Raw genomic sequence first — 22,137 nt, 5'->3', positions numbered from 1 at the left:
AAACTCCCGCCGTTTCCAGCTTCTTATCGTTGTTATTCATCGAATCGTACCGCACCATCGTGGAACGTCAATGAGTATCTGTCTAATGTTTAAATGCCACACACGCGATCCATACAAGCAAAACGCCCGGACGAGATATTCATCCGGGCGTTGAAGTCGTGTTCGCTTTGCTACGATCAGTTATCGCTGACCGGTTCACCACTCATGAAGCCCGGGAACCATCCTTCGAAAGCCTGCGTCAGTTCTGCGACGCTCGCATCAACGGTATCACCAAACGTCAGACGGTCGCCGCCGACTTGACCCAGAATGCGGAACGGAACGCCTGCGCCCTCGGCATTAAGCGCAATGAGCTTGGCCATTTCCGGCGTTGCAGCAATCACATAGCGCGCCTGATCTTCACCGAACAGAACAGCGTGCGGCAGGCCGTCGCCAGCATTGAGGGTCGCACCCTTGCCGGACTTGATCGCCATTTCAGCGACAGCAATTGCCAGTCCGCCGTCGGACAGGTCATGGCAGGCCGTGACCTGACCGTTGCGAATTGCCGAACGGACGAACTCGCCGTTGCGCTTTTCCATCGAAAGATCGACGGTCGGGGCAGGGCCGTCTGCACGGTCGAACAGATCGCGCAGATAGATCGACTGGCCGAGATGCGAGCCGTCGCCGCCAAGCAGAACCAGCGTGTCGCCGTCCTGCATGCCGCCGATCTTGGCCGTCTGCGACCAATCCGGGATAAGGCCGACGCCAGCAATGGTAGGGGTCGGCAGAATGGCCTGACCATTGGTTTCGTTATAAAGCGAAACATTGCCCGAAACGATCGGGAAATCGAGGGCGCGGCAGGCTTCGCCAATACCTTCGATGGCCTTGACGAGCTGGCCCATGATTTCCGGCTTTTCAGGATTGCCGAAGTTCAGATTGTCGGTCGAAGCCAGCGGCTCTGCGCCGGTCGCCGTGATGTTACGCCAGCATTCGGCCACAGCTTGCTTACCGCCTTCGAATGGGTCCGCTTCGCAATAACGCGGCGTCACATCCGACGAGAAGGCAAGCGCCTTGGTGTCATGGCCCTCAACGCGGATCACACCGGCATCGCCGCCGGGAACCTGCAAAGAATTGCCCTGAATGAGCGTGTCATACTGTTCGTAGACCCAGCGACGCGACGAAAGATCCGGCGAGCCGATGAGCTTGAGGAGCGCTGCCGAATAGTCGTCCACCTGCGGCACATTGCTGGCTGGGAGCGGTGCGTGCTTGCCCGGTTCCATCCACGGACGATCATATTCCGGTGCCTGGTCGCCCAGATCCTTGATCGGCAGATTGGCGACTTCCACGCCCTGATGAATGACGCGAAAACGCAAATCGTCGGTGGTCTTGCCGACAATGGCGAAGTCGAGGCCCCACTTGCGGAAGATCGCCTGCGCTTCGGCTTCCTTTTCCGGCTTCAGAACCATGAGCATGCGCTCCTGGCTTTCCGAAAGCATCATTTCATAGGCCGTCATGTTCTCTTCGCGGACGGGAACATGATCGAGAATGAGTTCAATGCCGAGGTCGCCCTTGGCGCCCATTTCAACAGCCGAACAGGTGAGGCCAGCCGCACCCATGTCCTGAATGGCGATAACCGCGCCGGAGGCCATCAACTCAAGGCAGGCTTCGAGCAGGCATTTTTCAGTAAACGGATCGCCGACCTGAACGGTGGGGCGCTTTTCATCAATCGATTCGTCGAATTCAGCCGAAGCCATAGTCGCGCCGCCGACGCCGTCGCGGCCTGTCTTGGCACCCAGATAGACGACCGGCAGGCCGACGCCCTTGGCTTCCGACAGGAAGATGCCGTCATGCTTGGCAAGACCGGCAGCAAATGCATTGACGAGGATATTGCCGTTATAGCGCTTGTCGAAGTTCACTTCGCCGCCAACGGTCGGCACGCCGAAGGCATTGCCATAGCCGCCGACGCCGGAAACGACGCCCGATACCAGATGACGGGTTTTCGGATGGTCAGGCTCGCCGAAGCGCAGCGCGTTCATTGCCGCAACAGGACGCGCGCCCATGGTGAACACGTCGCGCAGAATGCCGCCAACGCCAGTTGCTGCACCCTGATAGGGCTCGATATAGGACGGGTGGTTGTGGCTCTCCATTTTGAAGACGACGCAATCGCCGTCACCAATGTCGACAACGCCTGCATTTTCGCCGGGGCCCTGAATAACGCGCGGACCTGTGGTCGGCAGCGTGCGAAGCCATTTCTTCGAGGACTTGTAAGAGCAATGCTCGTTCCACATGGCCGAGAAAATGCCGAGTTCGGTAAAGCTCGGCTCGCGTCCGATCAATTCGAGAATACGCTGATACTCGTCCGGCTTGAGGCCGTGGGATTCGATGAGTTCCGGCGTGATTTCGCGATTATTGGAATTGGAAATAGTCATGGGAATGGGCAACCCCGTCGCAGGCTGTGGCACCCGAAAACCTTCCGCCGAAGGCTGGGCATCTAAGGTTTCAAGGGGTCTCTTTAACCTAACTCTGTTGGAAGCGCGACAGGAAAATGCCGCTTTCCCGGCCTGATTCAGCATCTTGCCGCATCTAGGCTCCAACAGTCCTGTGACGGGCAGCGTTTATACGCTGCCCTCATAGCCCGCCTGCTCGTTTTCGAGCAGTTGCCGCAATGTCAGGAAACTGCTCTCAACGATGTTCCGGTCGATTGGGGAGGAGAAGGCGATGCGCACGCGATGATAAATCTGATCGACGCGACCGGCTTTGAACTCGTCTTCATCATCAATCAGAATGCCGCTTTCATAGGCTGCAGCCTTGAATGTGCCAGATAGCCACGGCTCGGGCAGCCCCATCCAGAGGAAAGGAATATTGGGGCGGGACACAAAGTCGAAGCCAGAGAAAACGCGGCGCGCGATTTCCTCGCGCGCTTTTGTTTCTATACGGCTTTTCTCGCGAATGGCGTCGGCTGCACCGGAAAGCACAAGCTGCGCGCCGGTTTCAGCCAGAAGAAAAGCCACGCCGCCCGTCATCATCTTGTGTGTGACCTTCACACGCTGCGCGCAATGCGGCGGGCAGGAAACCCATCCGCTGCGTATGCCGGCGGCAACCGCTTTGGACAGGCTCGATACGACGAATGTGCGCTCTGGCGCAAAACTCGCCAGCAGCGGAATGTCGCTTTCGCACATGCCGCCGTAGATATCGTCCTCGATGAGCCAGACATTATAGCGTCGCGCAATATCGGCGATGGCGCGCCGCCGCTCCTCCGTCATGGTCGCAAGCGTTGGATTGTGCAGGGTCGGCATGAGAAATGCCAAAGTCGGGTGCTGCTGGCGGCAGGCGCGCTCGAACTCTTCCGGAATTAGGCCATATTCATCATGTGCAGCCTGAATGGTGCGCCTTCCGAGAAGTCGCACCGAACGGTTGATCTGCGCATAGGTCAGATTTTCGAACAGGATGCGGTCGCCCGGATTGGTAAAGGCCGTGATGATGGCAATGCTCGCGGCCTGCGCGCCATTGGTGATGACAATGCTGTCGAGATCGGGCTGCCAGCCAGCTCTGCTGAGCCATTTCTGGCCTGCTTCCAGCCAGTGCTGCGGAAACTGACGCGAATAGTTGGCAATCTCCTGGGGAAAATCGCGATGAATGTCGGCGCTGATCCTGGCGAGCACTTCGTGCTGGCCAACCTCTGGGGCCGATGTGGAATCGAGCCGGATTTTGCCCATCGGCACATCGGTAGGTTTTGTGCCGACCAGTCCTGGCGGGACAAGTCCGGATTCGGACGGCTCTTCGCCGAGCACATAGGTGCCGCGTCCCACTTCGCCGGTGACAAGGCCACGTTCATGGGCAAGTGCATAGGCGCGACCGATTGTACCGATTGTCACCTTTAGATCGAAAGCGAGATTGCGTTGCGGCGGCAATTTTACACCCGCAGGCAATCCGCCATTGCCAATCGCTTCTTCAATGGCATCCGCCAATTGCAGGTAAAGCGGACCAGTTCTGCTTGATAGGTCAGGAATCCAATTTGTCATGGTGACAACTTATAAATTGTATCGATTACTGAGTCAATTATAGAGTCATTCCAACGCTGAGTGATGACACGGCAACCAGATTTGCTGCGAGTAAACTTCAAATCTGGTCCGTTTGGACATCTGACGAGCAGAAAAATGGATCGAACAATGTTTTACTTCAGGCCGCAGACCGAGACAATAGATACAATTCTACCGATACCCGATGCTGATCGCATAAGTGACCTGCCTCAAGGCTTGCATGCCCAGCTGGCAGCTGCGACGGGAGAGGGGACGGATGTGGGCCTGCTGCGTCGATTTGTGAACTGGCTTTCATACATCAGCATGATGCGTCGCAGCCGCTTGGCGCTGTACGAAATGACGGATGAACAATTGCGCGACATCGGTCTCAAGAGAAGCGAGGCTGAACGCGAAGCACGTAAAGTGCGTTTTCATCTCCGTTAGAGATATCAAGGTAAAGTCCGGCATTGCGGCGCTGGTTGGCAAATCTGCGCCTGCAATAATTGAGATATGTATTAGGGATGTCGCGGTAGCTCTTTCAAAGAAATAGGGGGCGATAAAACCGGCTCAACTAGTTGTAATTGTTAATTTTTATGAAGTTGTTAGCATACTAATTATTGAAACATTTGCATAAAGCTAATGTTATAATTAGGAGGCTGCTGTAATGAACTACATCAGATCAACCAATGAAGTAATTGACGTCATTACCATTCTTCCGAATGTCGATCTTGAGAGTGATTTGAACGCAAGATTGCGCGCTCAACCGCCTTCGGACGAGCCGCAACGCATAAGCAGCGTATGGACATGGATTGTCGATGCAGTTCGATTTTCTCTGAACAGGCAGCGGACAAGGCGGATGCTCCGGGAACTGGATGATCGGCAGCTGCAAGATATCGGCATCAGGCGGGACGAAATTTGAAGCCTACCGTCCGGAAAAAAGAGCCGGTCTTGCGGAAGCTAGGCGCAAAGTGAATGGGAAAACCCAAGCCGATGGAAGTGGACCGGTATTCTATACGACTTATATGTGTCGCTTTATCTTTGAAGAGTGATGCAATCGAATGAACCCCTCCCGTGAGATCGCGGGAGGGGTTATTGATTTCAGCAGCCCTTCTGGCCGGATGCCCAGCGATTGACGTCGCTGAGGATGCGATTGCCATGGCTCTCCTGAAGCATCGGGCCGAAGGTTTCGACGCGTGCTGGATTGCCTTCCGCCTGAACAACCAGCAGCGGGCGCGCTGCAGGGTTATGGCCTGGTACAACGAGAATACGCGGACGGCCGCTATAGGAATTCAGTTCCGGCGCCAGCGTATAGCTGCGGAAATCCTTGTCCTTGGATTTGAACCAGCAGCTATTGGCGGCCAGCGCGATGCGTTCCATTGTCGGTAGCGCAGCCTTGCTGACATTTTGCGTGACGGGCCCACTGGCCGGGCGCGGTGTACAGGCCGCAAGAAGCGCAATCGCAGGCAAGGCGATAAGAGCGATGGTCTTTTTCGTCAAGAAACGAACTCCAAAAGGGCACGCCACCGGGAGGACTGAGGGCGGCATGCGAAAATAATGAGAGAAACGGGGATGCTACCGGCTTTTAAGCCAGATGCGGCATGAAGGCTTTCAGCCCGTCGCTCATCTCGTTCCAGATGCGCTCAAAGGCCGGGTGCTGCTTTGCCTTCGCGGCATATGCATCGAATTTCGGAAACGCGTCCAGCAGATCCGGCTTGTTCGACAGTTTCTTCAACGGTTCCATAAGAAAACGCACCGGCAGCAACCAGGCATCAGCCAGTGTCGGTTCTTCGCTGACGGCGTAGAACGTATCCGGAAGACGATGTTCGATCACCGACAAGCCGGTGTTCAGCTTTTCAAACAGGCGATCGATGGTTGCGCTGTCGCGCTCCGGTTTGCTCAGCAGGATGAACAGTTTCATTGCCGGTCCGAGCACTTCCAGCTCGATCACGCGGGCCAGAAGCCGGATTAGCGCGCGCTGGCGCGGCGTGCCGGGCAAAAGCGGCTTTTCAGGAAAATGATCTTCGAGATATTCGGCGATCACAACGGCTTCAAAAAGCGTTTCGCCGGAACTTGTAATCAGCACCGGAACACGGCGCAGAGGCGTGATTTCACCAAAATCAGCCGGGAAAGGATAGGGCAGAGTGATCGGCTTGAAGGGCAGATCCTTCAGATAAAGGACACTGCGCACAAAAGCTGAGTAAGGGGAAAGTGGTCTTGAATAAAGTTGCATTTCGCGGTCCCCCCGATTCGGTTGCCAAGGAATTCTCCCAAGGCAAAACTGCCATGAAAACAGGCTTCAAGCTAGACTGGTTTTCGCTGGCGGGAAAGCGGGACGTGGGAACGTTATCTTACCGACGATGCAATTCGGTGAAGGAAATGAAAAAGGGCGGCCTCATGGAGAACCGCCCTTTTTGAGAAATCTATCAGGCTGCGATGCCCAGAGCGCCTGCAAAAAGTGCGCGCCCATCGTCGCCGCCGTGGGCGGCTTCGATCAGGTTCTCCGGATGCGGCATCATGCCAAGCACATTGCCGCGCGCACTGACGATGCCGGCAATATCATTGACCGAACCGTTCGGGTTGGTGCCTTCTGCATAACGGAAAACGACCTGACCTTCGCCTTCGATGCGCTTCAGCGTTTCGGCATCGGCAAAATAATTGCCGTCATGATGCGCGACCGGGCAGCGGATGATCTGGTTCTGCTGGTAACCGCGGGTGAAAGCGGTGTTGGCATTGCTGACTTCCAGCTTCACTTCGCGGCAGACGAACTTCAGCGAGGCGTTGCGCATCAGCGCGCCTGGCAGCAGGCCGGCTTCAACGAGAATCTGGAAACCGTTGCACACGCCCATAACCATGACGCCCTTGTCGGCCTTCTCGCGCACGGCCTGAAGAACCGGCATACGGGCAGCAATCGCGCCGCAGCGCAGATAGTCGCCGTAAGAGAAGCCGCCGGGGATGAGGATCAGGTCGACGTCGTCCGGAATGCTGGTATCGGTCTGCCAGACCGTGACAGGAGCCTGACCGGTGATCTTGGTGAGCGCTGCGATCATGTCGCGGTCACGATTGAGGCCGGGAAGGAGAATGACAGCGGATTTCATGGGCGTCTGCTTCCTTTGTTTGGCTCAGCCGATGGCGATGGAATAATCTTCGATCACCGTATTGGCTAGGAGCTTGTCGCACATGGCCTTCAGCTCTGCTTCGGCCTTGGCCTTGTCGGTGCCTTCGAGTTCGAGGTCGAACACCTTGCCCTGACGTGCCGAGTTGACGCCAGCAAAGCCGAGGCTGCCGAGTGCGCCGACGATTGCTTTGCCCTGCGGGTCCAGAACGCCGTTTTTCAGTGTAACGGTGACGCGTGCCTTGATCACTCTGTGGTTCCTGTAGCTCTAGATTTGGTTCTCACAACTTCAGACAGAAATCTGGAGCTGCTGGTCGCGAATGAAACGGCCCGGAAGGTTTTGTCTTAGCGACTCCCGGGCCGATCAGATTACTTCACAAGCACGGGGCCAGAAGGACGGGGCGAGTCATTCTCGTTCATGATGCCGAGACGGCGCGCCACTTCCTGATAGGCCTCGACCAGTCCGCCCATGTCGCGGCGGAAACGATCCTTGTCGAGCTTGTCATTGGTGTTGATATCCCAAAGACGAGCCGAGTCCGGGGAGATTTCGTCGGCGACGACGATCCGCATCATGTCGCCTTCCCACAGACGGCCACATTCGATCTTGAAGTCGACAAGCTGGATGCCGACGCCCAGGAACAGGCCGGAAAGGAAGTCGTTGACGCGAATGGCAAGTGCCATGATGTCATCGATTTCCTGCGGGCTGGCCCAGCCGAATGCAGTGATGTGTTCTTCCGTGACCAACGGGTCTTCGAGCGCGTCGGCCTTGTAATAAAACTCGATGATCGAGCGCGGCAGCACCGTGCCTTCCTCGATCCCGAGGCGCTTGGACAGCGAACCGGCTGCAACGTTGCGGATCACGACTTCCAGCGGAATGATTTCCACTTCCTTGATCAGCTGCTCACGCATGTTGAGACGGCGGATGAAGTGGGTTGGAATTCCGATGCGGTTCAGCTGGGTAAAAATATATTCGGAAATGCGGTTGTTGATGACACCCTTTCCGTCCACGACTTCGTGCTTTTTCTTGTTGAACGCGGTTGCATCGTCCTTGAAGAACTGGACCAGCGTTCCTGGCTCGGGGCCTTCGTAAAGAATCTTGGCCTTGCCCTCGTAAATACGGCGGCGACGGTTCATGGCTTTTCTCGGATTTCCATATCTATGGTGATCGGCTCTAAGCCGCTATTCTCGCGGGCTACCTATAGCAAATAAGGGCTTTTAACAATCCTGCTTCGTGCCGGTTCCCCCGTTTTCGGTGTTTCCAGAGCGTGTATCGATCCGATTGCATCCGATCGGCGCTCCAGTTCATGTTTTGGCGCGCATCTATTCCGAAAATGTTTCGCACTTTTCGGGATGCGTTTTAGTGCAAGATTATGGACGAGCTACAAGAAATTGATTTGCCGCTCTTGTATAATCTTGCTCCCCTTGCCAGCATTAGGCAAGAGAATGGGTGACGATCTCTTCCTAATGGGAGTTGTTGGGAGTTTTGTGAATGACGACAGGTATGGACGATCGCCGCGATACTTTCGAAAAGAAATTCGTGCACGATGCTGACTTGCGCTTCAAAGCCGAAGCGCGCCGCAACAAGCTTCTCGGATTGTGGGCTGCCGAGCGGCTCGGCAAGAAGAACGGCGAGGCGGAAGCCTATGCCCGCGATGTGGTTGCAGCCGATTTTCTCGAGGTCGGTGACGGCGATGTGTTTCGCAAAATCCGCACCGATTTCGACGATGCAGGTCTCCCCGACAGTGACGAAACGATCCGCCAGAAGATGCAACTCTTCCTGGAGGAAGCGATCCGTCAGATACAAGAAGATTGAAGCGATAGGGTGGAAGTGCAGGCTTCCGCCCTATGTTTTATTTGCCCGTTATTCTGAAATGCCATTCTCATGAAATGCCAGTTGTGAAATGAAGGAAATCCCTATGTCGTTGTCTTCGCGTTTGCGTGCCGGTGAAACTGTTCTCTCGGCGTGGTCGTCTCTTCCTGAGCCGCTGACGGTTGAAATCCTTGCTCATACTGCCTTTGACGCTGTCACGCTGGACATGCAGCACGGCGGTCATGACGAGGCAAGCGTGCTGCGCAGCGTTGGTCTCATTCTGAACGCCGGTAAGCCGCCGGTGGTGCGTATTCCGGTCGGGCGCTTCGATATGGCCAGCCGTGCGCTGGATTTCGGTGCTCAGGCGGTGATTGCACCGATGATCAATTCCGCCGAGGATGCGCGCAAGTTCGCGGCGGCCATGAAATATCCGCCGGTGGGCGAGCGTTCGTGGGGTGTTTTCCGCCCCAATGCCGATTATGGCACGCCCGGTTCCAATGATTATCTGACCACGGCAAACCAGGACACGCTGGCTTTCGCGATGATCGAAACGCGCGATGCCTATGATGCGCTGGACGCTATTCTGGATGTGCGCGGCATTGACGGCGTATTTGTCGGCCCGGCTGATTTCTCGATTGCCTGGAGCAATGGACGCGAGGCCAATCCGCATTCGGACGCCATTGTCGAGCCGATCAGCAATATTGCGCGCAAGGCCGCTGCGGCAGGCAAGATCGCCGGCATTTATTCGCCGTCGCCGGAGTTTGCGCGCCGCTATATTCCGCTGGGCTTCCGGTTTGCGACCGTCAGCAACGAAGGCGGTTATTTGCGCCTTGCCGCACAGAAGCTGGTGGATACCGTTCGCGCCTGAGTTGGCCTCAGATCGTTGAATAGACAAAAGGCGGGTTTTGAACCCGCCTTTTTGTTTCAGTGTTGTTTTGGCGCCTGGAGTTGCGTCATGAACTCCGCAAACACCATGGAGCCTTCCGGCCAAGGGCCATGGCCTGAATCCGAGTTGATATGACCGGATTCACCTGCATCGATGAGCATCGCACCCCAGTCCTTCACGACCTCTTCGGCAGCTTCGAAGCTTGAGAAAGGATCGTTGCGGCTTACAACCGTGATCGTCGGAAAGGGTAGTCGCTCACGCGGATAAGGACCGAAGGTCATCAGATGCTTCGGGCGGATGCTCTCATTGGAGACATCCGGTGGCGCGACGAAAAAAGCGCCTGCGATCTTGTGCTGGATCAGCGGCACAGCGTGCAAGGCTGTCGCCACACCCAAAGAATGCGCAACCAGCACAATGGGCTTTGTTGCGGCATTCGCGGCCTTGACCACTTCACCGACCCAATCGTCGCGCACTGGCTTCGACCATTCGGCCTGCTGCACACGGCGCGCGGTTGAGAGCTTGCTCTCCCAACGGGTCTGCCAGTGGTCGGGGCCGGAATTGGTATAGCCGGGAATAATGAGAATATCTGCGTCTTTGACTTTCATAGCCCCCATTTAGATCGCCTTAGTCCGTTCTTCAAGCGCTTCGACGTGCGCGGAAACGAATACGAATGTTGAACAGCCTGTTCGCAGATCGCGATCTTGTGAACGATGCAGCAAACAGCGATGTTTACGGAGAGCAAAACGCGAAGGAGAGCATAGGCCATGGCAATCAGCAGACGTTCGGTGCTTGGCGCTACGGGAGCTGCTGTGATGGCCGGTATATTGCCCGCGCGTGCAGACATGCCGTCGAAGGAGAATGATATGACACAGCAATTGAAGACGCCGGTTACTGAGACGACCCGTCCTGTTGCACCTCTTCCATTTGCCATGACTGCGCCGATGCGTGTGGCGCGCATTGGTCTCAAGGCACGTGATGCGGAAACGCTGGCTGAATATTACCGCGACGTTGTTGGCTTGCGCGAAATGAGCCGTCGTGGCGCGTCCATCGTTCTCGGCGCTGGTGATCGCGAATTGATGGAAATTGAACAGTTCTCAGCTGCTCGTCCTGATGATCCGCGCAGTGCCGGTCTTTACCACACGGCGTTCTTGCTGCCGACGCGTGGCGATCTGGCACGCTGGTCGCGCCGGGCTATCGACAAGCAATTGCCGGTTGTTGGCGCTTCGGACCACGATGTCAGCGAAGCTATCTACCTGACCGATCCGGAAGGCAACGGCATCGAGATCTATTCCGACCGCCCACATGGGAATTGGCAGTGGAATGGCGATCGCGTGAAAATGGGCACGGAAGCGCTCGATGTGCGCGGCTTGCTTGATGTCATCAAAACGGAAGGCGGAGAATGGACCGGTGCGCCGCAGAACACGGTCGTTGGCCACGTGCATCTGCGTGTCGGTAACGCGCATGACGCGGAAACCTTCTGGCACAATGAACTTGGGCTGGAAACGGTGCAGACCTATGGCGACCGGGCTGTGTTTATGTCCACCGGGCGTTACCACCACCATATCGCGGCCAATGCCTGGCAGAGCGCCGGTGCTGGCAAGCGCGATGCGGATCGGACAGGCCTTGCCTGGGTCGAGCTGGAAGATACGCGCGGCGGCGACAACAGTTCTTTCGTCGATCCTTGGGGCAATGTGGTCAATACGATCAAGACCAAGGCTTAAAGGCTAAGCCGCTGAGAAAAGTAAAAAGCCCCATGTTTTCCAAAACATGGGGCTTTTTCTAATGTGAAAAAATGACTTGAAGGGTGATCGTTTCAGATCAGTCGAACACTTGTTGTCCCCCTCATCCTGAGCAGGTGCGAAGCACCGTGTCGAAGGGCGAGGGCAGACGCTTTGCTTGTTTCCCTCTCCTTCGATCCTTCGGAAATCTCAGGATGATGCGCCGTTTTCAACGGCTCCTCAGGATGAGGGAAACGGCAGCGCCAGAACCAAAATCTCCTTAGCCGAAGACGCGCTTGAAAATCGTGTCTACATGCTTTGTGTGGTAGCCGAGATCAAACTTCTCGCGGATCTGCTCTTCGGAGAGGGCTGCACGCACTTCCGCGTCGCCGAGCAGTTCTTCGAGGAAGTCAGCACCCTGTTCCCAGACCTTCATGGCATTGCGCTGCACCAGACGATAAGCGTCTTCGCGCGATACGCCAGCCTGCGTCAGTGCCAGCAGGACGCGCTGCGAATGCACTAGGCCGCGGAACTTGTTCATGTTTTTCAGCATGTTGTCTGGATAGATCACCAGCTTTTCGACAACGCCAGCCAGACGGTTGAGCGCGAAGTCGAGCGTGATGGTGGTGTCCGGGCCAATGGCGCGCTCGACGCTCGAATGCGAAATATCGCGTTCGTGCCAGAGAGCGACGTTTTCCATCGCAGGCGTGACCGACATACGCACCAGACGGGCGAGGCCGGTCAGGTTTTCGGTCAGAACCGGGTTGCGCTTGTGCGGCATGGCCGACGAACCCTTCTGGCCCGGAGAGAAGAACTCTTCGGCTTCCAGAACTTCCGTGCGCTGCATGTGGCGGATTTCGATGGCGACATTTTCGATCGACGAGGCGATGACGCCGAGTGTCGCGAAGAACATTGCATGACGGTCGCGCGGGATGACCTGCGTGGAAACCGGCTCGGCTTTGAGGCCAAGCTTGGCGCAGACATATTCCTCAACGCGTGGATCGATATTGGCAAAGGTGCCGACAGCTCCGGAAATTGCGCCGGTTGCGATTTCTGCACGTGCTGCGACGAGACGGGTGCGGTTGCGCTGCATTTCTGCATAGAAGCGCGCGAAGGTGAGGCCCATCGTGGTCGGCTCGGCATGGATGCCATGGCTGCGACCGATACGCACCGTATCCTTGTGTTCGAAAGCGCGGGTCTTCAGCGCGGTCAGAACGCGGTCCATATCGGCGAGCAGCAGATCGGCAGCGCGCACCAGCTGGACGTTGAGCGTGGTGTCGAGCACGTCCGACGAGGTCATGCCCTGATGCACGAAACGGCTGTCCGGGCCAATGAATTCAGCAAGATGGGTCAGGAAGGCGATAACGTCGTGCTTGGTGACAGCTTCGATCTCGTCGATGCGAGCGACGTCGAACTTTGCCACGCTACCCTTTTCCCAGATGGTCTTGGCAGCTTCCTTCGGGATGACGCCCAGTTCGGCCAGCGCTTCGCAAGCATAGGCTTCGATCTCGAACCAGATACGGAATTTCGTCTCTGGAGACCAGATAGCGACCATTTCAGGCCGGGAATAGCGCGGGATCATTGGCAAATCCTGTTTTGGCGGCCCGGATGCGGGCCGCAGGTCTTGGGAAATAGGGATAGGCGCGGTGTAGCAGAGGTGACGCCTCTGCTCAACGCCTTAACGACGCGCAGCTTCGGCTGCGGCGCGGATTGCCTGAATATTGGTGCGGTAGGATTCCACCGAATTGCCCTTATAGACGGCAGAGCCTGCAACAAGGACATTGGCGCCTGCGGCGACAACCAAGCCAGCGGTTTCAGCCGTCACGCCGCCATCGACTTCAATATCGATTGGACGGTCGCCAACCACTTCACGGACGCGCTTGATCTTGTCGAGCATCGGGTGGATGAACTTCTGGCCACCGAAGCCCGGATTGACGGTCATGACTAGGATCAGATCGACATCATCCAGAATATTGGTGATGGCTTCGACCGGAGTTGCCGGGTTGAGCGCGATACCGGCCTTTTTGCCGAGTGCGCGGATCGATTGCAGCGAACGATGCGTGTGCGGACCGGCTTCGGCGTGAACCGTAATCACATCGCAGCCTGCATCGGCAAAGGGCTCGAGAAAGAGATCGCACGGCGCGATCATCAGATGCGTGTCAAAGACTGCCTTGGTGCGCGGGCGGATCGCCTTCACCACCTGCGGGCCAAACGTGATGTTCGGCACGAAATGCCCATCCATGACATCGATGTGGATCCAGTCGGCACCGGCTTCCAGCACGGCATCAACTTCTTCGCCAAGACGGGCGAAATCTGCGGAAAGAATGGACGGGGCAATCGCGATGGGACGCATGGTGGGCTCCTTGAGCAATTTCCTGGGGTGACTGGCTCCCAGGCAATATCGCTTGCCGGTAGCACGGGGCAGGGGCGCACTCAACCAATTAAAGCATCCCAAAAATGCCTATATCGGTTGAAATTGCCGCTCCAGCCCCGTGTTGAACCCCAAAGGGAACTTTATCCCCAGCGCTTGTGGAACCACATCCACTGGCCCGGATATTCACGAACCCATTGTTCGACAGTATCGTTGAGCAATTGCGCCGTGGCATCGATATCGATCTGACCCTTGTCGTCGCGTGGCAGTTCCATGCGCTCATAAAGTTCCAGCCGGTAGCGTCCGCCGGGCAGACGGATACAGCGCGCCGGATAGACATCGCAATCATACTGGCGTGCAAGCTTGGCCAGCAGCGGATTTGTTTTCACCGGACGGTTGAAGAATGTCGACGGCACGCCGCGCGAAAACTTCTGGTCGACGAGCATGCCGACATTGCCGCCATCGCCCAGAATACCTGCCAGCGCCCAGGCCGCACCTGCCTTGGAAGGCACGAGGTGACCCATATTGGTATGGCGGGCTTTCAGAACCTTGTTGGCGATATAAGGATTGTTCGGTGGACGGAACAGCGCGGTGACATTCAGGCCGAATGTGGCCGCGCAGATCGGCAGCAGCTCGAAATTGCCCGTATGCGCCGTGAAGAAGATATGCGGCTTCTTTTCATCGCGCAGGCGTTCGAAAATCGGAATGCCATCGACTTCGATCAGGCCCGGCTTGGCAGCATGGGGATCAAAATCGAAAATCGCGTCGAGGAAAATATATTCCGCCAGAAGGCGCGCCATGGAATCCCACATGTCGCGCGCAATCACTTCGATCTCCGCATCGCTCTTTTCGGGATAGGCTTTGCGCAGATTGTTGGTTGCGATCTTGTGGCGCGGCGTTAGTGGCCCGATGAGACGGGACACCTTGGCTGCAAAGCTGATGGCAGCCTTCGCCGGAAACAGGCGCAACAGACCAAGCAGCACAAAAACGGCCTGAGCCCAGAGCCAGTAATTGAACTGCTTCAGCTTGCGCGACCAGCGAAAGAGCAGGAGCTTCAGTTTGAACATCATGACAGGGACGGGCTTCAGTCGATCTGGAGAATGATCTTGCCGAAGACGTCACGGCCTTCCATGCGCTTCAGGGCGGTGTCGATATCGTTGAAACCGACCACTGTGTCGATGACCGGATGCACGATACCACGCGCCATTTTCTGCATGGCGTCGGCCATGTTTTCCATACGGCAGCCGAAGGAACCCAGAATCTTGAGCTGCTGCTGGAACAGCTGCATCAGGTTCATGTTGGTCGAAACGCCCGAGGTAGAACCGCAGGTGACAAGACGCGCGCCGCGCTTCATGCAGAGCATCGAGCCAGCCCATGTGTCTGCGCCGACATGTTCGAAGACGACATCGACGCCCTTCTTTTTGGTCAGCTTGCGCACAACACCTTCGAAGCGGTCTTCGCGATAGTTGATGACGTGATCGGCGCCGAGAGCCTTGGCCTTCTCGATCTTGTCGTCAGAACCGACTGTGGTGATGACCGTGCAGCCCATCTTCTTGGCAAGCTGGATCGCTGCCGAACCGATGCCCGAGCCGCCAGCCTGTACGAGAACGGTTTCGCCCGGTTCCAGCTTGGCATTGTCGAACAACATATGCTCGACCGTGCCGAAGGTCACGGGAGCAACGGCAGCACCGATAGCGTCAACACCGGGAGGTGCAGCCACGAGCAGGCGGGCCGGAAGATTCACGGCTTCGCATGCAAAGCCATCGAGATGGAAACCATGCACGCCGCCGACATGTTCGCACAGATTGTCACGGCCTTCGCGGCAGGCGCGGCAAAGACCGCAGGTACGCGCACCATAAATCGAAACGAGCTGGCCGGGCAGCAGATTGGAAACACCGGGACCAACGGCATCGACAACGCCGGATGCTTCCGCACCGATCACCAGTGGCATTTTGCGCTTGGCGAAAGCCATACCACGCCAGCCCCATACGTCGATATGGTTCAGCGCGACCGCCTTGATCTTGACCGTAACTTCGCCAAGGCCAGGAGGCGGGGGCGGTGCAATATCGGTGATTTCTAGGCGACGGTCGTCGAGAAGCTGCAAAGCGCGCATGGGCTATTCCTTTCATGGCATGATCCCGGAGAGCTTCCGCCTTCCGGGATCATCAGGAAATTTAAAATTCGTTTGCCGGACGGATTAATTCGGATTTGCCGCCAAAACAAGGCTCGTATTCTGTCCGCCGAAGCCGAATGAGTTCGAAAGCACTGCGGAAACCTCCGCCTGACGCTTCACATTCGGCACAACGTCCAGCGGAATAGCCGGGTCCGGATTGTCGTAATTGATGGTGGGCGGCAGCGTTCCGGTCTGGATCGTAAGCAGCGAGAACACAGCTTCAATCGCACCGGCTGCGGTCAGCGTATGGCCAATCATCGACTTGTTGGACGAAACCGGGATGGATTCGATGCGTTCGCCGAATACGGACGAAAGCGCCAGATATTCCATCTTGTCGTTTTCCGGCGTCGAGGTGCCGTGGGCGTTGATGTAGGAAATCTGGTCTTCGGTGAGGCCTGCATCGGCAAGGGCAGCGCGCACCGTGCCAATGGCAGGCGAGGCGTCGGGCTTCGAGCGGGTGCGGTGGAAGTCGTCGGCCTTTTCGCCGCAACCGGCCAGAATGCCGAGAACCTTTGCGCCGCGGGCAACAGCACTTTCGAGCGATTCCATGACCAGTGCGCCAGAGCCTTCGGCCATGGCAAAGCCGTCGCGATCCTTGGAGAAAGGTTTCGAGGCTTTTTCCGGCTTTTCATTCTGCGTGGACAGTGCAGAGAGCAGCGAGAAGCGGATCAGCGCTTCCGCTGAAACGGAACCGTCGGTGCCAATCGCCAGAACATGATCGCTTTCGCCGCGACGGATGGCTTCAACGCCAAGCTGGATCGCCGTTGCACCCGAAGCGCAGGCGGTGGAAAGCGTGATCGGCAGGCCGCGCGTCCCGAAGGCTTCCGAGAGGCGCTCGGCGATATAACCGAACTGCGTCGTGCTGAAGAGCGCTTCATGGCGCACGCGGCGGCAGGCTTCGAGCAGAAGCTGATAGCTGGCCGGGCCTTCGTTCTTCACGCTGGCATCAAGCGCAAAGCGGCTTTTCCAGTCGAGTTCGACCGGTGGGGCGGCCAGAAAGAGCGGGCCGCCGAAATTGGTTGTCGAAAGGCCGGACTGGGCAAGTGCCTCCTCACCGGCAAGACGTGCCAGCTTTTCAGACAATGCGGACGCGCCGGTTTCGCTTTCAGGCAGGAAATCCACAGTGCCCGCAAAGCGTGTGTTCAGATTTTCCAGCGGAAAACGGGTAATGCTGTGAATGCCCGAAACACCGCCGGTCAGCGCGGCCCAGTTGTCTTCCTTGCCCTGTCCGAGCGAGGAAACAACGCCAGCGCCTGTGATGGCGACGATGGGGCGGCCCAGATGGTCTGTATATTTGGTCATCTTATGCTCTCACCAGCTTTGCGGCACCTTCGGCGCGCGTTGCTCCGACAGTGGTGACGACGGCTTCGCTGATTTTTCCGTCAGCGGCCTTTTCCGATGCATTCAACGGCGCAAAAGCCTCACCCTTCCAGACGGAAATGGCGGCCAGCGCCAGCGCCAGCGGAAATTGTGCTTCGCGCAAATGTCCGGTCAGGCCGGATATGCCGCGATAGGCTGCGCAAAAGCCGTTCAATACGGATTTTTCAGCTTTGGTCGCTTCATGAGCGCCGGATGCGCCGGAAACAACATAGGCCGGGTCCTTGCCGTCATTGGCTGCCAGAACAAGATCGCGAACGGTCTTGGCAAGATCGTCGCTTTCGCGGCGGATTTGCGTGGCTGCGATTCCCGCGACTTCTGCATAGGCGCGTGCACCGCGCTTGGCAGCATGTTCGGCATTTTCGAGAACGAGGAACACGCCGCCGGAGCCGGAGATCATGCCGCCGCCTGCCGAACCGTCACGCTCCCAGAGCGGTGCCCAGCCGTCATGCTTGAGCAGTCCGCCCAGCTCGTGACCGAGAATCATGTCGAAATGTTCGGCATTGTAGGAGCCGCCCACCAGAGCATGCGTGCTCTGTCCGGTGCGGATGCGGGCTGCCGCTGTTTCAATGGCCGAAATGCCGGAGCCTTCTTCGCCCATGAAAGTGCGCGAAGAACCCGTCACCTTGTGGACGATGGAAATATTGCCAGCGAGCAGGTTGGAAAGTTGCGCCAGAAACAGGGTCGGCCGCAGTTCGGTCGAGAGTTTCTCGTTCAGCATCACACCGCGATTGTTGCTAGTGCGGCCTTCTTCGAGAATCTGCATGTCGACGGTAATGTCGCGTTCGCCACCACCTGCGCCCACAACCATATCCATGGTCGCGCAGAGCGCTTCATCGTCCTTCATGCCTGCATCTTGCAGCGCGAGGCCTGCGGCATAAGTGCCGAGTCGCTGCCAGGTTTCCATCTGGCGCTGGTCACCGCGCTTTGGAATTTGCAAGCTCCAATCGACTTCGCCGAGTGGATGAACGGTGTAGGGAGCAAAGGCTTCTCTTTCGAGGCGTGGTTCGCTACCCGCTGTCGAAAAAGCGTTCCAATGCACTTCGGCGCCTTCGCCGAGTGATGAAATAATGCCGATGCCGGTGATGACGACTTTATTGTTCTGCATGGGTCCGGTTCTGCCGTGATGAGGCCAAGGGGCTGTCCTAGGAACTGTCTTGTGCTCCAGAAACGGAATCAGGGCGAACATTGCTGTCCACCCTTCAATACCGTCAATTTTTCAGCGAGCTCAGGCCTTTTTGGCCGCAACCAGCTCGTCGATCTTGGCGCAGAGATTCTTCAGGACGAAGTATTCTTCGGTCGGAACCTTGCCTTCGTTTACTTCCTGCGTCCACTGCTCAAGCGGAATCTTGATGCCGAAAGCCTTGTCGATAGCAAAGACGATGTCGAGGAAGTCGAGGCTGTCGATGCCCAGATCGTCGATGGTGTGGCTTTCCGGCGTGATGGTGTCACGATCGATTTCACTGGTTTCGGCGATGATGTCGGCGACTTTGTCAAAAGTAGAGGACAAGTTTCGATTCCTTTATTCCTGATGATGCCGCGAATTATAGGCATCTGATTTTTTCGTCGCATTTCGCGGCCAGCAAAAGTGTTGGGCACATTTGCTGGAAATGCTCTGTATGCGCGTGTCTAGCGTTTTTCCGGTCATGAGGAAAGTCATATTAGTTTCAAGATCACCGGGAGTTCGATGCGCATATAAGATGCCAGACGAGCGAAGCGCAACATAAAGGCAATCTCAATTTTTTGAAATCTCTTCATGCGGGGCTGTATTGGCATCTTTTTCAGCGCTTGGCGAAATAGATTACACCTATCAGAGAGACCGCAATCATCGCACAGGCAAGTCCCGTTTCCAGCGGGCCATCCTGCACGATAATGGCGACCAGCCCTGATGCGATACTCGCCACAGTGCCAAGCACTCCGGGCTGTTGCAATGTACTCACGACAGGATTGCCGGGTTGAGCGACCTCTGGCCGCGTGTTGTACGCGGGTTCATAGGAGTGCGGGAACGAAATGCCCGCTGGATACGCGGGATCGACATCGTTGACAGGCTTTAGCGCAAGCGCCAGCGCGCGTGAACGCACCCGTTCAACGCGGGCCTGCCAGCCTTTACCGAAGGTTGCGGCGGCAGCAAGTCCCCGGAGCCAGGCCGCGCGTTCATCGCATAGCCGGTCGATAATATCCTGCGGCGGGCGGGCTGAGAGTGCGGCAAAAGTAGCGGGTCCGAGATATCCGTCTTGCAATAGACCAAGTATTTGCTGCAACATTTTTATTGCGTGACTTGGGCCGGAATTGACCGCAAAGTCCAGCATGGCATAGTCAATGCCAGAGGGAAGACTGTCGCCGTCTATCTTGTCCCAATACTGTTTTCTATAAATGTCTGTAGCAGTATCTTTCGTAAGATTTTTCACGTCCTGGGCAGATTCGGAATGACCTGTTCATCCGGCAAGAGTACCGATGGTAATACCCATATTGGTTGCGCCGCCAGGATCAGCCGGATTGTCGACGAAGCCACCTTCTTCCTGAAATATATACGGCATAATCGTCGCAAAATTTAATCGCATATCTATACCTTTTTCAATTTATATTTGAAAAATATATTAAATACGGTGTCAGTAATACTGAATGCTCTAACATATAGACATGTAAAAAATATCGGAGGAATCGATTGTGATCAAGCGGCAACCCTCTTGCTTAAGAGCTTGCAATGCGGCTTGATGCGGTTCCCTTAAATCATACTTTTACAGGCGGCAGACGTGACATCGGAAGTTTTCGGACATGCGCCAGACGGGCAGGCGGTTCATCGGCTGACCATCTCCAACGGGCCGTTGACGGCCAAGATCATCACATGGGGCGCGGCGATTCAGGATCTGCGCTTCGCGGGTCATGATGCGCCGCTGGTGATCGGCTATCAGAATTTTGACGATTATCCCGCCCATTCGCCGCATCTGGGCGCAATTGCGGGCCGCTCGGCCAACCGCATTCGCGACGCGCATTTTGTGCTGGATGGTAAGACCTATGAGGTGGAGGCGAACTATCTTGGACGCCATAATCTTCATGGCGGCAGCAAGGGGCTCGGCAATCGGGTCTGGAAGGTCACGGGCAGCGGCGCGGATTATGTGACGCTCGGCACGGTGGCCGAAGATGGCGAAATGGGATTTCCGGGCAATCTGAAGGTCAGCTGCACCTACATGCTCAATGAGAACGGCGCCTTGATCGTGCGGCTGGAAGCTGTGACTGACAAGCCGACGGTCTGCAACCTTCTGCATCACAGCTATTTCAATCTCGATGATGGCGGTGAGGGCGATATTCTGGACCATCAGCTCAAGATTCTAGCCGACGCCTATATGCCGGTCGATGAGGCGCTGATTCCAGATGGGCGTGTTCTGCCGGTCAAGGACACGGTGTTCGACTTCCGCGATTATCGCCCGATACGCCATGCCGACAACGGCAAGCAGGTCGAGTATGACAGCAATTTCTGTCTGTCGGCGACACGTGTGCCGTTGCGGCTTTGCGCCTCAGTCAAGGGGGCGAAGTCAGGTGTGCGCATGGACGTGCTGACGACAGAGCCGGGCGTTCAGTTTTATGCAGGGAATACGATGGCCAATGATTGCATCGGCCTGACCGGCAAGCCCTATGGCAAACATGCGGGCTTCTGCCTCGAGCCGCAAATCTGGCCGGGTTCGCTTGAATATCCCTATTTCCCACAGGCCATTCTGCGCCCGGGCGAAATCTACGCTCAGGAGAGCCGTTTCGCCTTTACGCGGGACTAGAGCGGCATCACCCGGCATAAGCGGCGCGCGCCGTCTCCATGGGCGTGAGCGCGCCGCGCGTTTCGACGACACGGGCTGCAACGGCATGGGCTTTCTGGGCGGCTTCAACCGGCGATAGCCCTTCCATGCGCGCAACGAGATAGGCGCCGTTGAAGCTGTCGCCAGCCCCCGTAGTATCCACGGCATTGGCGAAAACGGAGGGAACCAGTGTCTGTTCGCCATTGGTTGCGACCAATGCCGGTTCCGTACCGTCCTTGACGACAACTTCCTTCACACCAAGGCCTATCAGGCGTTCTGCACAGGCTTCGGCGTTTTTGTCACCGAAAAGCGCCTGCTCATCAGGGAAGGTGGGCAGCGCGATATCGGCAAGCCGCATTGCTTCGCTGATGATTTCCTGCGCCGCCTTGCGATCCGGCCAGAGCTGGTGACGGAAGTTCGGATCGAAAGCGATCCGCGATCCCGCAGCGCGGCATTGCCGCAGCACGTCGAAGAATGTATCGCGATGCTCGGGCAAGACGATCGCGATGGAAATGCCGGAAAAATAGATAATGTCGCGGCCCGAAAGGCTTTGCTCCAGCGCGGCCCGGTCGCTGGCAAGGCGGCGGGCGGCGGCATCGCTGCGCCAATAGGTGAAGGAGCGTTCAGCACCGTTTAGCGTAATCGCATAAAGACCCGGATGCACACCGGCGATCACCGGGCTATGCGCAATGCCGATGCCGTTGGACGAGAAGAAAACGCGCTGCTTTTGCGAGAAATTGTCTTCGCCGAAAGCGCTCACATAATCGACCGGAAACGATCTGTCGGTTAGTGCGCGAACATACCAGGCGGTGTTCAGCGTATCGCCAGCAAAACCCATGCGCCATTGGTCGCCTTCGCCGCCCGAAAGCTCAATCATGCACTCGCCGATAGACGCGAAACCGCTCAT

The 22,137-nt window shown here is 56.9% G+C and carries 23 protein-coding genes and 1 pseudogene; 7 read left to right on the top strand and 17 right to left on the bottom strand.

Annotated elements, in window-relative coordinates; translation table 11 throughout:
- Positions 1 to 176 precede the first annotated feature (176 nt).
- Together purL and ACTJKP_RS19100 are read right to left on the bottom strand one after the other, a co-directional pair.
- Positions 177 to 2,405 (bottom strand): phosphoribosylformylglycinamidine synthase subunit PurL, encoded by a 2,229-nt coding sequence (gene purL, locus ACTJKP_RS19105; protein WP_440631795.1) that lies wholly within the window; start codon positions 2,403 to 2,405, stop codon positions 177 to 179.
- Between the two features lie 186 nt (positions 2,406 to 2,591).
- A complete protein-coding gene (locus tag ACTJKP_RS19100; RefSeq protein ID WP_440631794.1) occupies positions 2,592 to 3,998 on the bottom strand; it encodes a PLP-dependent aminotransferase family protein in 1,407 nt (468 codons plus the stop codon).
- 135 nt (positions 3,999 to 4,133) lie between these two features.
- Between ACTJKP_RS19100 and ACTJKP_RS19095 the strand changes: the two genes are divergently transcribed.
- Both ACTJKP_RS19095 and ACTJKP_RS19090 read left to right on the top strand, forming a co-directional pair.
- Positions 4,134 to 4,439 carry a DUF1127 domain-containing protein gene (locus ACTJKP_RS19095; protein ID WP_440631793.1) on the top strand — a complete coding sequence of 102 codons (306 nt, stop codon included), beginning with the start codon at positions 4,134 to 4,136 and terminating at the stop codon, positions 4,437 to 4,439.
- 220 nt (positions 4,440 to 4,659) lie between these two features.
- A complete protein-coding gene (locus ACTJKP_RS19090) occupies positions 4,660 to 4,914 on the top strand; it encodes a DUF1127 domain-containing protein (RefSeq protein ID WP_440631792.1) in 255 nt (84 codons plus the stop codon).
- Positions 4,915 to 5,093: 179 nt separating this feature from the next.
- Here ACTJKP_RS19090 and ACTJKP_RS19085 read toward each other — a convergent pair whose 3' ends face one another.
- Both ACTJKP_RS19085 and ACTJKP_RS19080 read right to left on the bottom strand, forming a co-directional pair.
- Positions 5,094 to 5,492: a hypothetical protein gene (locus tag ACTJKP_RS19085; RefSeq protein ID WP_113533537.1), complete on the bottom strand. Its 399-nt coding sequence runs from the start codon at positions 5,490 to 5,492 to the stop codon at positions 5,094 to 5,096.
- A gap of 85 nt (positions 5,493 to 5,577) precedes the next feature.
- Positions 5,578 to 6,225 (bottom strand): glutathione S-transferase family protein, encoded by a 648-nt coding sequence (locus tag ACTJKP_RS19080; RefSeq protein WP_078338454.1) that lies wholly within the window; start codon positions 6,223 to 6,225, stop codon positions 5,578 to 5,580.
- On the opposite strand from ACTJKP_RS19080, the gene ACTJKP_RS19075 reads away from it, so the two are divergent.
- Positions 6,210 to 6,410: a hypothetical protein gene (locus ACTJKP_RS19075; protein WP_440631791.1), complete on the top strand. Its 201-nt coding sequence runs from the start codon at positions 6,210 to 6,212 to the stop codon at positions 6,408 to 6,410. The genes ACTJKP_RS19080 and ACTJKP_RS19075 overlap by 16 nt on opposite strands.
- 8 nt (positions 6,411 to 6,418) lie before the next feature.
- Here ACTJKP_RS19075 and purQ read toward each other — a convergent pair whose 3' ends face one another.
- The 3 genes from purQ to purC form a co-directional block, all read right to left on the bottom strand.
- A complete protein-coding gene (purQ, locus tag ACTJKP_RS19070) occupies positions 6,419 to 7,090 on the bottom strand; it encodes a phosphoribosylformylglycinamidine synthase subunit PurQ (RefSeq protein WP_078338456.1) in 672 nt (223 codons plus the stop codon).
- A 24-nt stretch (positions 7,091 to 7,114) separates the two neighbouring features.
- Positions 7,115 to 7,357, bottom strand: coding sequence for a phosphoribosylformylglycinamidine synthase subunit PurS (gene purS / locus ACTJKP_RS19065; protein WP_078338457.1), 243 nt, complete (start codon positions 7,355 to 7,357; stop codon positions 7,115 to 7,117).
- Between the two features lie 119 nt (positions 7,358 to 7,476).
- On the bottom strand, positions 7,477 to 8,241 hold the full coding sequence (purC, locus tag ACTJKP_RS19060; protein WP_113533538.1) for a phosphoribosylaminoimidazolesuccinocarboxamide synthase: 765 nt from the start codon (positions 8,239 to 8,241) through the stop codon (positions 7,477 to 7,479).
- Between the two features lie 355 nt (positions 8,242 to 8,596).
- Between purC and ACTJKP_RS19055 the strand changes: the two genes are divergently transcribed.
- Both ACTJKP_RS19055 and ACTJKP_RS19050 read left to right on the top strand, forming a co-directional pair.
- Entirely contained in the window at positions 8,597 to 8,920 is a 324-nt protein-coding gene (locus tag ACTJKP_RS19055; RefSeq protein WP_440631790.1) for a DUF1476 domain-containing protein, read from the top strand.
- A gap of 97 nt (positions 8,921 to 9,017) precedes the next feature.
- Positions 9,018 to 9,785, top strand: a complete 768-nt coding sequence (locus ACTJKP_RS19050) for an HpcH/HpaI aldolase family protein (RefSeq protein WP_440631807.1) — start codon at positions 9,018 to 9,020, stop codon at positions 9,783 to 9,785.
- 56 nt (positions 9,786 to 9,841) lie between these two features.
- On the opposite strand, the gene ACTJKP_RS19045 is transcribed toward ACTJKP_RS19050, so the two are convergent.
- On the bottom strand, positions 9,842 to 10,408 hold the full coding sequence (locus tag ACTJKP_RS19045) for an alpha/beta hydrolase (RefSeq protein ID WP_078338460.1): 567 nt from the start codon (positions 10,406 to 10,408) through the stop codon (positions 9,842 to 9,844).
- Between the two features lie 159 nt (positions 10,409 to 10,567).
- Here ACTJKP_RS19045 and ACTJKP_RS19040 point away from each other — a divergent pair, with 159 nt between their 5' ends.
- Positions 10,568 to 11,524 carry a VOC family protein gene (locus tag ACTJKP_RS19040; protein ID WP_440631789.1) on the top strand — a complete coding sequence of 319 codons (957 nt, stop codon included), beginning with the start codon at positions 10,568 to 10,570 and terminating at the stop codon, positions 11,522 to 11,524.
- A 277-nt stretch (positions 11,525 to 11,801) separates the two neighbouring features.
- Here ACTJKP_RS19040 and purB read toward each other — a convergent pair whose 3' ends face one another.
- The 8 genes and pseudogenes from purB to ACTJKP_RS19000 form a co-directional block, all read right to left on the bottom strand.
- On the bottom strand, positions 11,802 to 13,103 hold the full coding sequence (gene purB / locus ACTJKP_RS19035; RefSeq protein ID WP_440631788.1) for an adenylosuccinate lyase: 1,302 nt from the start codon (positions 13,101 to 13,103) through the stop codon (positions 11,802 to 11,804).
- A gap of 96 nt (positions 13,104 to 13,199) precedes the next feature.
- The gene (gene rpe, locus ACTJKP_RS19030; RefSeq protein ID WP_440631787.1) at positions 13,200 to 13,874 is read right to left on the bottom strand and encodes a ribulose-phosphate 3-epimerase; all 675 of its coding nucleotides are present in this window, start codon (positions 13,872 to 13,874) and stop codon (positions 13,200 to 13,202) included.
- A 161-nt stretch (positions 13,875 to 14,035) separates the two neighbouring features.
- Entirely contained in the window at positions 14,036 to 14,962 is a 927-nt protein-coding gene (locus ACTJKP_RS19025) for a lipid A biosynthesis lauroyl acyltransferase (protein WP_078338465.1), read from the bottom strand.
- Between the two features lie 14 nt (positions 14,963 to 14,976).
- Positions 14,977 to 16,005, bottom strand: a complete 1,029-nt coding sequence (locus tag ACTJKP_RS19020) for a zinc-binding dehydrogenase (RefSeq protein ID WP_078338466.1) — start codon at positions 16,003 to 16,005, stop codon at positions 14,977 to 14,979.
- An 84-nt stretch (positions 16,006 to 16,089) separates the two neighbouring features.
- The gene (locus ACTJKP_RS19015) at positions 16,090 to 17,367 is read right to left on the bottom strand and encodes a beta-ketoacyl-ACP synthase (protein WP_440631786.1); all 1,278 of its coding nucleotides are present in this window, start codon (positions 17,365 to 17,367) and stop codon (positions 16,090 to 16,092) included.
- A gap of 1 nt (position 17,368) precedes the next feature.
- A complete protein-coding gene (locus tag ACTJKP_RS19010; protein ID WP_440631785.1) occupies positions 17,369 to 18,550 on the bottom strand; it encodes a beta-ketoacyl-ACP synthase in 1,182 nt (393 codons plus the stop codon).
- 120 nt (positions 18,551 to 18,670) lie between these two features.
- Complete coding sequence (locus tag ACTJKP_RS19005) at positions 18,671 to 18,952, bottom strand: acyl carrier protein (RefSeq protein ID WP_078338469.1); 282 nt, start codon at positions 18,950 to 18,952, stop codon at positions 18,671 to 18,673.
- Positions 18,953 to 19,223: 271 nt separating this feature from the next.
- Positions 19,224 to 20,003, bottom strand: a pseudogene (locus ACTJKP_RS19000) (glycoside hydrolase family 108 protein).
- A gap of 192 nt (positions 20,004 to 20,195) precedes the next feature.
- Between ACTJKP_RS19000 and ACTJKP_RS18995 the strand changes: the two are divergent.
- Complete coding sequence (locus ACTJKP_RS18995; RefSeq protein ID WP_440631784.1) at positions 20,196 to 21,212, top strand: aldose epimerase family protein; 1,017 nt, start codon at positions 20,196 to 20,198, stop codon at positions 21,210 to 21,212.
- Positions 21,213 to 21,219: 7 nt separating this feature from the next.
- Here the strand turns inward: ACTJKP_RS18995 and ACTJKP_RS18990 are convergent, their stop codons facing one another.
- A complete protein-coding gene (locus ACTJKP_RS18990; RefSeq protein ID WP_440631783.1) occupies positions 21,220 to 22,137 on the bottom strand; it encodes a sugar kinase in 918 nt (305 codons plus the stop codon).

The organism is Brucella sp. 22210 (assembly GCF_052045675.1).
GTDB lineage: Bacteria > Pseudomonadota > Alphaproteobacteria > Rhizobiales > Rhizobiaceae > Brucella.
This window is presented reverse-complemented; position numbering and strand designations above follow the sequence as displayed.

Coding starts and splice junctions, on each gene's coding strand:
- purQ (WP_078338456.1), bottom strand. CDS start 7,090: ATGAAATCCGCTGTCATTCTCCTTCCCGGCCTCAATCGTGACCGCGAC.
- ACTJKP_RS19025 (WP_078338465.1), bottom strand. CDS start 14,962: ATGATGTTCAAACTGAAGCTCCTGCTCTTTCGCTGGTCGCGCAAGCTG.
- ACTJKP_RS19055 (WP_440631790.1), top strand. CDS start 8,597: ATGACGACAGGTATGGACGATCGCCGCGATACTTTCGAAAAGAAATTC.
- ACTJKP_RS19090 (WP_440631792.1), top strand. CDS start 4,660: ATGAACTACATCAGATCAACCAATGAAGTAATTGACGTCATTACCATT.
- ACTJKP_RS19020 (WP_078338466.1), bottom strand. CDS start 16,005: ATGCGCGCTTTGCAGCTTCTCGACGACCGTCGCCTAGAAATCACCGAT.
- ACTJKP_RS19095 (WP_440631793.1), top strand. CDS start 4,134: ATGGATCGAACAATGTTTTACTTCAGGCCGCAGACCGAGACAATAGAT.
- ACTJKP_RS19100 (WP_440631794.1), bottom strand. CDS start 3,998: ATGACAAATTGGATTCCTGACCTATCAAGCAGAACTGGTCCGCTTTAC.
- rpe (WP_440631787.1), bottom strand. CDS start 13,874: ATGCGTCCCATCGCGATTGCCCCGTCCATTCTTTCCGCAGATTTCGCC.
- purC (WP_113533538.1), bottom strand. CDS start 8,241: ATGAACCGTCGCCGCCGTATTTACGAGGGCAAGGCCAAGATTCTTTAC.
- ACTJKP_RS19040 (WP_440631789.1), top strand. CDS start 10,568: ATGGCAATCAGCAGACGTTCGGTGCTTGGCGCTACGGGAGCTGCTGTG.
- ACTJKP_RS18990 (WP_440631783.1), bottom strand. CDS start 22,137: ATGAGCGGTTTCGCGTCTATCGGCGAGTGCATGATTGAGCTTTCGGGC.
- purB (WP_440631788.1), bottom strand. CDS start 13,103: ATGATCCCGCGCTATTCCCGGCCTGAAATGGTCGCTATCTGGTCTCCA.
- ACTJKP_RS19015 (WP_440631786.1), bottom strand. CDS start 17,367: ATGACCAAATATACAGACCATCTGGGCCGCCCCATCGTCGCCATCACA.
- ACTJKP_RS19010 (WP_440631785.1), bottom strand. CDS start 18,550: ATGCAGAACAATAAAGTCGTCATCACCGGCATCGGCATTATTTCATCA.
- purL (WP_440631795.1), bottom strand. CDS start 2,405: ATGACTATTTCCAATTCCAATAATCGCGAAATCACGCCGGAACTCATC.
- ACTJKP_RS19045 (WP_078338460.1), bottom strand. CDS start 10,408: ATGAAAGTCAAAGACGCAGATATTCTCATTATTCCCGGCTATACCAAT.
- ACTJKP_RS19080 (WP_078338454.1), bottom strand. CDS start 6,225: ATGCAACTTTATTCAAGACCACTTTCCCCTTACTCAGCTTTTGTGCGC.